13 protein-coding genes are annotated in these 12,943 nt (G+C 59.7%); 3 read left to right on the forward strand and 10 right to left on the reverse strand.

Annotated elements, in window-relative coordinates:
- Positions 1-182: 182 nt before the first annotated feature.
- From VGL70_10570 to VGL70_10615, 10 genes are all read right to left on the reverse strand, one after another.
- Entirely contained in the window at positions 183-779 is a 597-nt protein-coding gene (locus VGL70_10570; GenBank protein HEY3303963.1) for a hypothetical protein, read from the reverse strand.
- Positions 772-1,125 carry a hypothetical protein gene (locus tag VGL70_10575; GenBank protein HEY3303964.1) on the reverse strand — a complete coding sequence of 118 codons (354 nt, stop codon included), beginning with the start codon at positions 1,123-1,125 and terminating at the stop codon, positions 772-774. Before VGL70_10575 ends, VGL70_10570 begins: the two co-directional genes overlap by 8 nt.
- 125 nt (positions 1,126-1,250) lie before the next feature.
- Positions 1,251-1,586: a type II toxin-antitoxin system PemK/MazF family toxin gene (locus tag VGL70_10580; protein ID HEY3303965.1), complete on the reverse strand. Its 336-nt coding sequence runs from the start codon at positions 1,584-1,586 to the stop codon at positions 1,251-1,253.
- Positions 1,587-1,835, reverse strand: coding sequence for an AbrB/MazE/SpoVT family DNA-binding domain-containing protein (locus tag VGL70_10585; GenBank protein HEY3303966.1), 249 nt, complete (start codon positions 1,833-1,835; stop codon positions 1,587-1,589).
- A gap of 91 nt (positions 1,836-1,926) precedes the next feature.
- The gene (locus VGL70_10590; GenBank protein ID HEY3303967.1) at positions 1,927-2,769 is read right to left on the reverse strand and encodes an extradiol ring-cleavage dioxygenase; all 843 of its coding nucleotides are present in this window, start codon (positions 2,767-2,769) and stop codon (positions 1,927-1,929) included.
- 167 nt (positions 2,770-2,936) lie between these two features.
- Entirely contained in the window at positions 2,937-3,971 is a 1,035-nt protein-coding gene (locus VGL70_10595) for a zinc-binding dehydrogenase (GenBank protein ID HEY3303968.1), read from the reverse strand.
- A gap of 217 nt (positions 3,972-4,188) precedes the next feature.
- Positions 4,189-5,259 carry a hypothetical protein gene (locus VGL70_10600; GenBank protein ID HEY3303969.1) on the reverse strand — a complete coding sequence of 357 codons (1,071 nt, stop codon included), beginning with the start codon at positions 5,257-5,259 and terminating at the stop codon, positions 4,189-4,191.
- Between the two features lie 26 nt (positions 5,260-5,285).
- Entirely contained in the window at positions 5,286-7,505 is a 2,220-nt protein-coding gene (locus VGL70_10605; protein HEY3303970.1) for a xanthine dehydrogenase family protein molybdopterin-binding subunit, read from the reverse strand.
- A 13-nt stretch (positions 7,506-7,518) separates the two neighbouring features.
- Positions 7,519-8,520: an LLM class flavin-dependent oxidoreductase gene (locus tag VGL70_10610; protein HEY3303971.1), complete on the reverse strand. Its 1,002-nt coding sequence runs from the start codon at positions 8,518-8,520 to the stop codon at positions 7,519-7,521.
- A 123-nt stretch (positions 8,521-8,643) separates the two neighbouring features.
- Positions 8,644-9,621, reverse strand: a complete 978-nt coding sequence (locus tag VGL70_10615; GenBank protein ID HEY3303972.1) for an ABC transporter substrate-binding protein — start codon at positions 9,619-9,621, stop codon at positions 8,644-8,646.
- 163 nt (positions 9,622-9,784) lie between these two features.
- Here VGL70_10615 and VGL70_10620 point away from each other — a divergent pair, with 163 nt between their 5' ends.
- From VGL70_10620 to VGL70_10630, 3 genes are read left to right on the forward strand one after another with little or no spacing between them, the layout of a single operon-like run.
- Positions 9,785-10,978, forward strand: coding sequence for a hypothetical protein (locus VGL70_10620; GenBank protein HEY3303973.1), 1,194 nt, complete (start codon positions 9,785-9,787; stop codon positions 10,976-10,978).
- A 22-nt stretch (positions 10,979-11,000) separates the two neighbouring features.
- Positions 11,001-12,032, forward strand: coding sequence for an extracellular solute-binding protein (locus tag VGL70_10625; GenBank protein ID HEY3303974.1), 1,032 nt, complete (start codon positions 11,001-11,003; stop codon positions 12,030-12,032).
- A 12-nt stretch (positions 12,033-12,044) separates the two neighbouring features.
- Positions 12,045-12,926, forward strand: a complete 882-nt coding sequence (locus VGL70_10630) for an ABC transporter substrate-binding protein (protein ID HEY3303975.1) — start codon at positions 12,045-12,047, stop codon at positions 12,924-12,926.
- Positions 12,927-12,943 lie beyond the last annotated feature (17 nt).

Below are 12,943 nucleotides of genomic sequence, written 5' to 3' on the forward strand. Positions count from 1 at the left end.
GCATGCGTGAGGTGGAACTTCTTTCGCGCTTCGAACCAAGGGAGCAAATTCTGTGGGATATGTGCTCGCGGCATACTCGGTAATACTCTGTGCCCTGAGCGGAATTGTAACGATGGTTCGTGAATACGTCAGGGGGTTCAAATCCGGGCTTGCATCAGTAAATGAAACTCTTTATTGGGCGACTATTTGATTTGGCCGCTGGCGACACCTCGATCAAGGCGAGATTCGTATTTATGAAACTCAGAGATAGCAGTGGCCGGTAGCCACTGCCACGGATTGCTTTCCCTCACCGCGACTGGCGGCGGGAAGCAGCCGTAGAGCCTATTCAAAGCCTCGCGGTAACTGGGGTAGATCGAGGCGTCGTACTGTTCGTAGAGCGCGGCCCTCCGCGAGGGATCCTTCAAAGTCAAGTCGAGCGCAAGGTGATGGCTGCTCAGGACGGCGGCTTTCAAAGCAAGAACGTGTGAATACATGGCATACAGTTGCGGCAGTCTCGGTCCGAGACCAGCCTTGTTCGAAGAAAGCTCGAACGCGACCCAATCGGCTTCTTTGAGTGGGGCGTTAGAGTAGTCAGTGCGGTCTGGCAAGCAACCACAGTCGAGAATGGCGGTCAGTGACCGTACCTGGGACCGGAACTGGTTCGCGGTTTCTTGCAGGTCGAACCTTGATACGAGAAGGCGAAACACATGCCACGTTTGTTTCGCCTTCGCATCCTTCTGGAAGCGAGGACCATCAAGCTGCGACAGCAGCTCGAGGCGAGTGTTCTGAAACTCAGCCAAACTTTGGGCCCCAGAGAAAAGCGACATGGGAAGTTGTAGATGAAAGAGTGAGGACCCTAAGGCGGTCGGCTTCAAGTTCCGCCCGCAGTTTTTCGAACTTTCCGCGTTCATCCGCGATCTTCTGGTCAACACGTGAGCTGATGTAGGCCGGAATACCGAGGAGTCCCCCGACTGTAACAAGAGTCAGGAAGACGGTCAGGGTGGCCCACATCTTCGACCGCAACTGATCCCACAAACGATACTGAACGAGCTCCCAGGCGTCTTTGCTCAACGCAGGGATGGTCGGCGAAGCTTCAGCTACCGTCGCTGCCGGTTGGGGCTTACCTGTGTGTTCCAGTTCCTTCATAGCTTCACCTCCGTCGAAAACGAAAGCATTATAGCGGGAAAGACTACTGCTGGCCAACAGTTAAAGATAAGCATGTGAGTGCCTCGGCTCAGCTTGCATCCCATCTGAAAAACGGGATCGCCGGGTCAGTAGATGCACGCATCCAATATGGAAAGCACTTCGAATAACAACTGGTCAGATGCTTTCCCGATGCGCCTGGCATCACGTGTGCGGAAGTCAACAGACTTTACCTGCTCGACCATTACGAAGCCGGTAACGTTTTTCTCTCTCGAAAGGGCAACGTGGAAGGGGAAGTTCCGGTGCGTCGTGGTGACTGGGCATACAATTGCCATCCCTGTATGCCTATTGAAGAGATCATTGCTGACAACAAGCGCCGGACGACGCCCCTTCTGTTCGTGCCCAGATTGAGGATCGAAACTGATTGCAATCAAATCCCCTTTTCTCGGAACGTACTCTGGCATCTACCAGACCTCTTTGCCGACCGGTTTCCCCCAATCCAGTTCCTTCACCCGATATTCCTTGGGGATGCGCGCGACAAGTCGTCGCAGGCTGTATCGGCCTCGCATCCTTTTGACAGGAGCCAATACAATGGTGCCGTCCCGGACCACCACGTCCACCTCCTCTCCGACGGAGATCTTCACATCCTCCAAGACTCGTTTACTTAAGCGAAGGCCCTGACTGTTACCCCACTTCTGCACCTTGGTAACCATGTTGTACCTCCCTTGGCTATCCGAAGTGTAGCCACCGGTCGTCACACTGTCAAATCCAGATCGGCTCGCGGGAGCTGGGAATCGTTCTTACTTACAGCACATCCCACCTGAAAAACGGGATCGCCGGGAAGCCGGCGTCGAGGCCTTCGGCGTAAGCAGGTTTGCCCGCTTTCGCCACGCCCATCATCATGATGAAGTTCAAAAACCCGTGCGTCATGTTGCCGGACTGCTTCAACTGATCGAACGAGCAGTGATTCACCGCGCCGTTGACGTCGCCCTGGGAGATCCAGCCGACGGCGGAGGCGTCGAAGTTCGGGTCCATGAGCTTGCGCTCGAACTGTTTTGGCCCGCCGACTTCGAGCGAGAGATGGCCGCTGACCAGAACTGCAATCCGTTTATTGGTCTGGAGATTCTCGATCACGGAGCGGATCGCCTGGCCGACTTCGTAAAACCTTTTCGGCCGCGGCAGCGGCGGCGCGATGCAGTTGGTGAGAATCGGCACGATCGGCAGGTCCATCTCAGGCCTGACGAACGTGAGCGGTACGATGATGGAATGGTCGATCGTAAGCTCGTTGGAGTAAGCGAAGTCGACGCCCTTGTCGAAGGCGCCTTCCATGATCGCGTCGGAGAGTTCTAAATCGCCTGGCACGCGGTGAGTCGGCAGGCCGAACTCGCGGATCTCGTCGTAGAATGTGCCGTTGTAGGCATCCATCTTGCCGATCATGAAGGCCGGCATGTTGTCCATGAAGAACTGGTGCAGATGATCGTTGCCGATAGCGACGAGAACGTCGGGCTTCGCCTGCGCGAGCTTCTCGCGCATCATGTCGATGCGCTCAATGACCTTCGCGCATCCGGGCGGCCGGTTCGCCTGTTTGAAGAGGCGGGGCATGAAGGGATTGTGCGTGATGCCTATTATCGAAACGATCTGTGCCATGGATTTTCTCCTTTGCGTAGTCTTTCTTAACACGCAAGATTTAGGCGTGTAAACCAGTTCGTCATGCCCGCGAAAGTGGGCATCCAGGCGAGCAGAGGAGGCAATCGAATATCCAAAGGACTGGATTCCCGCGTGCGCGGGAATGACGGAAGGGGAGGGCGATAGTTCTAAGGCTCGAGAATAATTTTTCCCACGATCTGTTTTTCTTCCATGATCCGGTGCGCGGCGGCGGCTTCGCCGAGCGGCATCGTACGGTCGATGATCGCGCGCACTTTTCCGGCGGCCGCGGCGTCCAGAGCGCGCTCGACGTCGCGGCGGTTCGTGCCGGCCGCGCCGATGATACGCATGCGGCGTAAATACAGCCGCTTCACGTCGAGCGCGACTTGTCCGCCGCCGTGGCCGCCGGCGGTGACGAGCCGTCCCGCCCAGGCGAGGCTGTTAAAAGCTCCCGGCCAGAGCGTGGGGTCGGCGATATTTTCGAAGACCACGTCTACGCCGTGAGCGTCGGTTATTCTCATGACTTCTTTCGCCAGATCCTGCGCTCGATAATTAACGCCGAAGTCGGCGCCGTAACCGAGCGCCAGCGCGACGCGCTCGTCCGAACCCGCGCCGGCGATGACTTTCGCGCCGAGCATCTTCGCGACTTGCACGCCGGAACTGCCCAAAGCGCCAACCGCTCCCATAACCAGGACCCACTCGCCTGCTTTAACGTCCGCCTTGTTGACGAGGAGGTTAAAGGCCATCGGGAAATGGCGCGTGATCACCGTAGCTTCGGGGAATGAGAGACGATCGGGGATTGTGAAGGCGTTTTTTGCCGGCACCGCGACGTACTCCGCGTAGCCGCCCCAGCGATGGACGCCGATGTGGCGGCTCTTGGCGCAATTGGCCTCCTCGTTCTCGCGGCAGTAACGGCATTCGCCGCAGGAAATCATCGAAACGACGGCGACGCGCTCGCCGATCCTCGACGGCGCTATCCCTTCGCCGGCAGCGACGATCACGCCTGCCGGATCGACGCCGAGGACCAGCGGCAAGCGTATGTCGGAGGGGTATTTGCCCGAGCGGACGACGAGGTCGAGCGTGCGGTTGACGGACACCGAATGAACCTGCACCAACACTTCGCCCGCAGCGGCGGAAGGCGCAGGAACATCCTCCAGGCGGAGAACCTCCGGAGGACCGAACTCTCGAAGGACAACAGCCTTCATCTACATGTTATTCGGCTATTCGTATGAATAAGCACTATGGCTCAGTTCGCACTTCGACGCGCCTGTCCTGAGCAAACCAGCCGTATCCTTCGACAAGCTCAGGACGAACGGCTGGTTTGTCGAAGGGCTCAGTGCGAACGGAACAAGAAAATTGCCGTTCGTGGTGAGCCTGTCGAACCACAACGGCGCTGGCGACTTAATGTTACACCCTACTTACTTAGCCGGCCGCGACCCAGGCGGTAAGGATGGACGGCGTCTCGGGTAGAATCGGCTCCCAGGAATTGCCGCGGTCTCGGGTTGCGTAGAATGCGCCCTTGCCTCTCTGCTTGGGGTCGAAGCCATAACCGCGCGCGCCATCGCCCATACCGGCGAAAACGGTTTTCGCATCCGCAGGGTGAGGCACCAACACCCAGGGCACCCACGGCATCTCGTCGGGCAGGCCCTCGATTGAAGTCCGCCAGTTCTCGCCGCCGTCGTCGCTTAAAAGAATGACGCCTTCAGGCGCCCTTTGCTCGTCCCACCACACGCCCGGAGATCCTTTCGCGCCGCCGAGCAGCATTCGATTCCCCGGCAGGAACATCCATTCATGAGAGTAGCTGTAGCGATCCGTGTCCGCCCACGGCATTCCGGTCTCGGCGCGGCGCCATTGGCGACCGGCATTGTCGCTGCGGAAAAATCCCCGCGCCGAAGAGACGTAGTAGCACTCTCGGCTGCCCGGATAGTTGCGCAGGTAATGCATGTCCGGATACGAGATGCCGGAGCTGATATCTTCCCATGTCCGGCCGCGGTCTTTGCTGACGACCACTCCGCCGTGTTCCAGGGTGACGAAAAGCAGGTCGGCGTCGTCGGGGTGGATGAAGATGTAGCGCACGTGAGGGAACTCGATGCCCTTGAGCCGCTCCGGCACGGCCCACTTTGCCTTTGCCTCCTCGGGGAGCTGAAGAAGGCCGTCCAACGGCTCCCACGTGTTCCCGCAATCTTCGCTGCGGAACAGCCGGATAGGGCCGATGCCGGCGTAGACGACGCGCTCGTCGCGAACATCGACGGTGAACGTCCGTACGTCGCCATCGAGTATCTTCTTCCAAGTCCGGCCCCCGTCTTCGGTGCGGTAGCCGCCATCAAAGGCTACGGCGGCGAAAACGATTTCCGGCCTGCGGCGGCAGCCGGTCAAATCTTCCAGTGTCCGCCCGGCGAAGAATTCCCCGCGCGTCGTCATCGAGCCGGAGCGCGATTCGACCATCCTCAGGCCGCCATTGAACGCCAGGTAGTAAAGTAGCGGCTCTGGCATAAAGCCCTCGCTTCAGTTTTTATGAATCACTTTCTTGCGCTCAGAGCGGCGAAGATCTTCTCGGCCGTTATGGGCAGTGACGTGATTCTCGCGCCGACGGCGTCCGCGACCGCGTTCGCGACCGCCGCGGCGACGGGCACGTTGGCCACTTCGCCGATGCTCAAGCTGTTATAAGGACCGGGACCGTTCGGGACCGTCTCGAGCACGGCGGTCTTCAGCGGCGGGATATCCTGAATCGTCGGGATCTTGTACTCGCCGAAATTCGCCGTGGTGACTTTGCCGTCGTCGATCATCAGATGCTCGGTCAAGGCATAGCCCAATCCGAAAACGATTCCGCCGTCGATCTGCCCCTGATGCATGAGAGGGTTGATGACTTTTCCCGTCGTGTGCGCGGAAACGAACTGCCTGAGCTCGACCTGACCCGTCTCCGGGTCCACGTGAACCTCGGCGATCTGGGCGGCGACGGAGGCTTCATGCGACTTTCCCGCCTGCTTGTAATGGCCCTTGGCGTGGATCGGTGATCCTTTAGCTTTCACGATCTCCGCAAAGCTCAGGCGTCGTTTGGCGCGCCGCTGAGTGACAAAACCGTTTGCCAAGGCAAGCTCCTCGGCAGCGACTCCCATGCGCTCCGCGGCGACCCTAACGATCTCTTCCCGGGCTTTTGCGCCCGCCTCGTAAGCGGCATTGCCGTACACTCGCGTGGCCCGGCTCCCGCCGACGCCTCCGTCGCTCGGCACGGCACTGCTATCGAGCTGCTTCAGTTGCAGCGACTTCGCCGGTAGTTTGAGCTCCTCTCCCACCACTTCACATATCACGGTAAGCACGCCCGCCCCTTGATCGACGACGGGCGAAGAAACCGTCACCTTTCCTTTCTCATCGATCTTCACGAAAACGGTTCCCTCGCCGCCGCTCGGGCTCCACTCGGAAAAAGCCAGGCCGCGGCCGACGTTCTTTGGCTTTGACTTTCGAAATCCGGACAAGGCGATCGCCTTGTCCAGCGCCTCTACGGCCTTGATGTGCTCAACCGTGTGACCAACCGGCGCCACGTCGCCGTCGCGCAGCAAATTCTTCCTCTTGAACTCCGCGGGGTCCATCCCGAGCTTTCTCGCCACGATGTCCAACTGGCTTTCCGTGGCAAAAAATCCCTGCGGATCGCCGGGCGCGCGCATGTGACCGCACGGCACCTTGTTGGTGTAAACCACTTTTTCTTCGATCAGGCAGTTGGCAATTCTGTAGGGGCCGGCGCAACCCTGCGCGCCCATGAGATATCCGACGGGTTTCATCGCCCCATAAGCGCCGCTGTCGAAGATAAATTCCATGTGGTGCGCGAGAATGGCCCCGTTTTTCTTGACGCCCGTTTTGACTCTGATCATCGAGGGGTGCCTGGGGTTTCCCGCGACCAGCTCTTCACCGTAATCCATGATGATCTTCACCGGTCGGCCGCTCTTCAGCGAAAGGAAGTAACAGACCGGGACGTCCATGGGCCCGCCCTTGCCGCCGAAATCGCCGCCGATATGAATCGGGTGGAAGATCAGTTTTTCCTTCGGGACGTTGATGGCGCTGGAAAGCTGCTCGCGCACGGCGAACGGCGTCTTGCTGCAAGCCCAGATCTCCGCCCCGCCGGATGGGTCCGCCTTGGCGACGCAGGCGTGAGGCTCCAGATAGGATTGGTGGACGACCTGAGTTTCGAAAGTATTCTCGACGATGATATCGGACTGTCGAAAGCCCTCCGCGGGATCTCCTTTGCCCCAGGAGAGGTAGACAAAGACATTGCTCGGCGCCTTCAGTTCGACGGGCAGTCCTTTATAGGACAGAACCTGAGGATGAAGCAGAGGCGCGTTGGATTGCATGGCGGCCAGGGGGTCGAGCAGTGGGTCCAGCTCCTCGTACTCGACCTCGATAAGATCGACGGCTCGCTCGGCGGCCTCTTCGCTTTCCGCAGCGACCGCCGCCACTTTTTCGCCGATAAATCTGACCAAGCCATCGGCAAGGATCGGCATGTCATAAATCTTCCGGCCGATTCTCAATCCCGTTACGTCCGGTCCGGTGATCACGGTCTTGACGCCGGGAACCTGGAGCGCCTTGCCGATGTCGATCCGCTTGATGTGCCCGTGGGCGATCGGACTTCTCAGAACCTTGCCCCAAAGCATTCCGGGAAGGCTCACGTCCACGGTATACACCGCCGCGCCGGTAACTTTTTCTTCGCCTTCAACTCTAGGCGTCGGCCTGCCTACGACTCGAGTCATCAACTTACCTCTCTTAACGATCTTTGATGCCAGGGATCACGCCCCGACCCCACTCTTGCAGGACTTGATTATAGATCGCTTCGGGCGGCGTCAGCAGCAGACGCTTGACTCCTGCCGCAGCCAGTTCGCGGACGCGCACTACACATTCCTCCGGCGTCCCGGCGATCGTGAAGCGCCGGACCAAATATTCCGTGACGAGATTCGGATCGATTCTTTCTTCCAGCGGCTTCGAGATGTCGAAGCCGGCCATGAAGCGCTTCACGCCGCCGAGCTCTTCCGGAGGAACGGTCTCCAGCGTGAAGCGGAAATTGTGGTGCGCGCGATTGGCGAGACGGGAGCGCACGAGGTTTCTTGCCTTGGCGCCGTCGTCGTCCACCGAGATCATCCCCGCCGGCATGACGTCGATCTCCTTCGGGTCGCGTCCAACCTCGCGCGCGCCTTCGGCGATCCGCTCGCGCGCCCAGTCGAGAACTTTGAGATCGAAGCCGGTGCCGAGGATCACGCCGTCGGCGACTCTTCCCGCGACTTTAAGACTCCGCGGCCCTTCGGCGGAGATGTAGACCGGCACCGGCAGCTTGCCGACGCGGAGATTCACTTTTCCTCTCGCGCGTTCTTTGCCTCCCGCGACGGCAATGGATTGGCCGCGCACGAGATCGCGAATCGTCTGCAAGCCGCGCTCGAACTCCGCCAGCTTAGTCGCGCTGCGCCCGAGGCTATAGACCGGCCCGTCTCCCGTGCCGAGTCCCAAGACCGCGCGCCCCTGAGATATTTCATTCACCGTGGCGGCGGAGTTCGCGAGGACGCTCGGGTCGCGGTAGACCATGTTGCTGACGGCGGTGCCGAGGCGAAGGCGCTTGGTCTCAACGGCGCAGAGCGCCAGGACTTGAAAGGGATCGAGAGAGTTGAGCTGGCTGTCCGCGAAGAAGATGCCGTCGAAGCCTGCGGCTTCGGACGCACGCGCGCGCTCCAGCGCCTGCGTTATCGTTCTCGCCGAGCCATGAAGATGAAGTTCCATGTGGGACCGTTGAAAAAGACGTTTGGCACCCTTCGACAGGCTCAGGGTGAACGAAAAACTTACCGACCTGTCACCGTTCGTGCTGAGCTTGTCGAAGCACAGTTAAAATCTGTTTTCAACGGTTCAGCGCGACAAATTTTTGAAGAAGCCGCTCTTTTCAAGCTCGTTATAGAAAGTGGCGTCGATAAATTCCTCGGCCTTGCGCCCCTTCGCCCTGGGATCCGTCTCCGCGGTTTGTGCGATAATGGTTTCGATCGCCTTGTAGGGTAGCCTCGGCGGTCTTTCGATAAAGTTCGTGGCGTATTCGTAGGACGATTCCAACGTTTCGCGGTCTTGAGTGCGCGTCCACTTCCCGATCGCTTTGATACCCAGTTCTTTGTCGCGAAACAGGCGATCTACGGCCTCGCTATAGGCCATCAGATACCGCTTCACGGTCTCGCGATCTTTCTTGACGGTCGAACGGGTCGAAACGAGACTCGTGGTCGGGTAAGCGATCCCTTCTTTGGCGAAGTTGGCGAGCATGGCGTAACCGGCTTTCTTGGCCTTATAATCGCCGGGCGAAGACAGTATTCCTCCCTGGACGATCCCGGCCTGCATCCCGGCAAGAATCTCCGGCTGCCCTCCCATTTGGAGAATTTTTACATCGCGATCGGGTTCCATGCCCCACTTCTTTAGCAATAAGCGCAAAGAGCCGTCCGTCGATGCGCCGTAGCGGGTAATTCCCAAGGCTTTGCCTTTCAGGTCTTCTTGCCTTTTGATTGCCGGCTGGACGAAAAGGTAGAAGGACGGAACGTTGACCACGCCTCCAATGATCACAATGTCGCCGCCCGCAAGATTCACGTTAACGATATTGCCGCCGGCCAGAGCTAACGTGAACTCGCCCGCAATAATCGCTTGGGCCACTCTGCTGCCGCCGGCCACATAAACCGGATCGACGTAAAGGCCGTGCTTTTCAAAAATCCCGGCATCCTTGGCGAGGTAAAAGCCCGTTTGCGTCGCGCTGATGGCGCTGTAAGCGACGGCGATCCGCTTCGTTTGCGCATAAAGCGGCTGAATGAAAGAGAGGACCAACAGCGCCGAAAGAGTTGCCAATTTTTTCATGACAGACTCCTTTCTTTTTGCGACAGTGAAGGTGCGTTTCTCATAACATAGAAAGCCGGATTCGCCAATGGCAGGCCGACGGTCTCAAAGTGTGTTGACAACGCCGCTACGGCGGCATAAGAGACGACTGTTCGCTGTTCCGAAAACGAGGGGAGCAGGCCGGATGAAAGTCGAAGAGATCCAGGCGAAAAGCGAAAGCTGGAACGTGCGGCTGGTCGCCCACCACGATCTCAACGGCCACGGCGACGGCATGCAGTTGCTGAAGAACGGCCGTTACGTTTACATCGCCCACCTCGGAACTTCGCCGATGGCGCTCACGATCGTGGACGCCGCCGACCCCGCGGACCCGCGCGTCGTTAACCAGATGCCGCACCCGTCCAATACACATGCGCACAAGGTGCAAATTGCCGGGGATATCCTGATCCAAAATCAAGAGCGCCCCTACTTCGATAAAACGCTCGGCGCCAGCGTGCCCAATGAGGCCGGCATCCGCATCTACAGCATCGAGAAGCCGGCCGAGCCGCGCGAGATCGGCTACATGAAAATTCCCGGCAAGGGCGTGCACCGCATGTGGTTCAGCGACGGCCAATACGCGCACGTCGGCGCGATGATCCTTGGCATCAAAGAGCGCGCGTATCTCATCGCGGATATTTCAAATCCTTCCAATCCCAGGCAGGCCGGCGTGTGGTGGATTCCCGGAACGAAAGAGGGCGAGGAGACGCCGCCGGAATGGACGCCGTTTCCCGGCGAGCATTTCCACGTGCACGGAATCATTCCCGACGGTCATCGGGCTTACGTCGCCATGGTGGACGCCGGCATGGCGATTCTCGACATCTCCGATGTGAGCAAGCCGAAGACGATCAGCCGCATCGACTGGAGCCCGCCCTTCGGCGGCTACGCGCACACGACCTTGCCGCTGCCAGGAAGAAAGCTCGTCGTCGCCGTCGACGAGTCGGTCAAGTACGATTGCCAGGAAGGGGAGAAGCGCGTCTGGCTGATCGATGTCCGCGAGGAAAGAAATCCGGTGATCGTCGGCACGTGTCCGGTGCCCGAAGGCGATTTCTGCAAGCGCGGGCTCCGCTTCGGGCCGCACAACGTGCACGAGAACGGGCCCGGATCGTTCCAGAGCGAGAACATTATCTTCGTCACTTACTACAACGCCGGCCTCCGCGTCTTCGACATCAGAAATCAGTACCGCCCGGAGGAAGTAGGTTTCTTTATTCCGCCGCCGCCCGAAGGGCAGAAGGCGCCGATGTTCAACGACCTCTACGTCGATGCGGACGGGCTGATCTATGTCACCGACCGGATCAAGGGCGGTCTGTACATCCTGGAATACACCGGACCGAAGATTCAGTAACGCCGCAATTAGGAGACGGGATATGAAACGCTTCACATTCCTGCTCATGAGCATCGCCGCTCCGCTGCTCTTCGCCAAGCAGCTCCCCGCCGCGTCCGTGTCGAACATGGAGCAGTTGATCGCCGCGGCGAAAAAAGAGGGGACGTTGGAGCTGCTCGCCCCTTCGACGCTCGGCCCGAAAGGCGCCCAGGCTCTCGGCGCGGGCTTCAATCAAAAATACGGTCCCGGCATCAAGGTGAATTATAGCCCGTCGAACAACATGGTCGGCGACGTCGCCAAGATAGTAACGCAGGGCGCCGCCGGCGCGCCGCCGGAGTGGGACCTTATGGTCGTTACCGACGCGCACCACGCGACGCTGTGGCTCAGAAAACTGCATCAGCCGTTCGACTACGCGAAGCTCGGCATCAATCCCAAATGGACGCAGTACGACAACGGGACCATCATTCTCGCCAACCAGTTCGTCTATCCCGCGTACAATAAAACCAGTCTGCCGGCGAAGGACGTGCCGGCCAAGTGGGAAGACCTCCTCGATCCCAAGTGGAAAGGCAAGCTCGGCATGTCCACGACCACGCATCATCTGGCGCGGCTCGCGGCCGGCGCCTGGGGCGAAAAGCAAACCACCGAGTACGTCAGGGCTCTGGCCAAGCAGGGGCTGATTCTAGGCACGATGGGATCGCTCTACGGGAGGCTCCTCACCGGAGAAATCCTCGGCATCGCGACGCTGACGGACAGCTACATCAATACGGCGAAGCAGAGCGGCGCGCCGATCGTTCACGCCGATAAGATCGAGCCGGTGATATCGCCCGCGTACAACGCCGGCGTGCCGAAAGGCGCGGCGCATCCCAACGCGGGCGCGCTGTTCGCGATTTTCTTGACGACGGCCGAAGGGCAGAAGCTCTGGGAAGAATACGGCGGGCAGACCTCCGCCTTTATCCCCGGGACGACCGCGTACAAGTACGCGCAGGGGAAAAAGGTGCTTTACATGAGCCCCGACCAGGCCGAGATGATCGACCGGCTGTCCACCGAATACGGAAAAATTCTGGGCTTCCAGTGAGAGAAGAAAGATTTGGCCGGCTTGGTTAAATTGCGCGTCAACGTTTTCAACGTGGACGCGGCGCTGAGCGTCGGCCGCGGGGGCGGGCTCTTCGCCGCGGGCGGTCTCGACGTCGAGATCACGATCACGCCGAACTCGACGGACCAGATGCGCGGCCTCGGCCGCGGCTCGTGGGAGATCGTCTCCACCGCTTTCGACAACGTCCTCGGCTGGTCGGGGCGGGAAGGCGCCGAGATCGTCGCCGTCGCGCAAGTGGCGCAAGGAATCGTCCTGCCGATTTTCGTTCGCCCGGAAATTCACGACTGGAAAGATCTCCGAGGGAAACGGCTCGCCGTCGACGCCGTCGATACGGCCTATGCTCTGGTGTTGCGCCGGATTCTCCTCGCGCACGGTCTCGATCTCGAGCGGGGAGATTACGAGCTCGTGGCCGTCGGCGCCACTGGCCATCGCCTCGATTCGATGGACCGCGGCGAGACTTTCGCCGCGATCTTGAACGCGCCGTGGGAGGGCAAGGCGTCGGCGGCCGGCCACCGGCGGCTGGCCGACCATCGCGAAGTCCTTCCCGACTATCCCGGCGGCGTCTTCGCGGTCGCGCGGAAATGGGCCGGTGAAAACCGTGAGCTGCTGGTGAGATTTCTGCGCGTCTGGAACGACGCTCTCCGCTGGACTCACGATCAGAGAAACCGGGCGGAAGCGATCAGAGTCGTCGGCGCCGATCAGGCGGTGGACGAGAAGCTTGCCGGCGCGCGCCTCGCCCAGTTGCACCCGGACGGGCAGTTGAATATGGAAGGCCTGCGCATCGTTCTCGACCTCCGCGCCGGCGTCGGTCTCACGCCGACGATGGGAAAAGATATAGAGCGCTACTACGACGCGAGCTATTACCGGGAAATTTAGGATGATGTCTCAATCAA

It is taken from the genome of Candidatus Binatia bacterium, assembly GCA_036504975.1.
Classification (GTDB): domain Bacteria; phylum Desulfobacterota; class Binatia; order UBA9968; family UBA9968; genus JAJPJQ01.

Bases quoted from the DNA above. Each gene is read 5' to 3' on its own strand.
- VGL70_10615 (HEY3303972.1), bottom strand. From the start codon at position 9,621: ATGAAAAAATTGGCAACTCTTTCGGCGCTGTTGGTCCTCTCTTTCATT.
- VGL70_10580 (HEY3303965.1), bottom strand. From the start codon at position 1,586: ATGCCAGAGTACGTTCCGAGAAAAGGGGATTTGATTGCAATCAGTTTC.
- VGL70_10625 (HEY3303974.1), top strand. From the start codon at position 11,001: ATGAAACGCTTCACATTCCTGCTCATGAGCATCGCCGCTCCGCTGCTC.
- VGL70_10620 (HEY3303973.1), top strand. From the start codon at position 9,785: ATGAAAGTCGAAGAGATCCAGGCGAAAAGCGAAAGCTGGAACGTGCGG.
- VGL70_10595 (HEY3303968.1), bottom strand. From the start codon at position 3,971: ATGAAGGCTGTTGTCCTTCGAGAGTTCGGTCCTCCGGAGGTTCTCCGC.
- VGL70_10575 (HEY3303964.1), bottom strand. From the start codon at position 1,125: ATGAAGGAACTGGAACACACAGGTAAGCCCCAACCGGCAGCGACGGTA.
- VGL70_10585 (HEY3303966.1), bottom strand. From the start codon at position 1,835: ATGGTTACCAAGGTGCAGAAGTGGGGTAACAGTCAGGGCCTTCGCTTA.
- VGL70_10605 (HEY3303970.1), bottom strand. From the start codon at position 7,505: ATGACTCGAGTCGTAGGCAGGCCGACGCCTAGAGTTGAAGGCGAAGAA.
- VGL70_10610 (HEY3303971.1), bottom strand. From the start codon at position 8,520: ATGGAACTTCATCTTCATGGCTCGGCGAGAACGATAACGCAGGCGCTG.
- VGL70_10590 (HEY3303967.1), bottom strand. From the start codon at position 2,769: ATGGCACAGATCGTTTCGATAATAGGCATCACGCACAATCCCTTCATG.
- VGL70_10600 (HEY3303969.1), bottom strand. From the start codon at position 5,259: ATGCCAGAGCCGCTACTTTACTACCTGGCGTTCAATGGCGGCCTGAGG.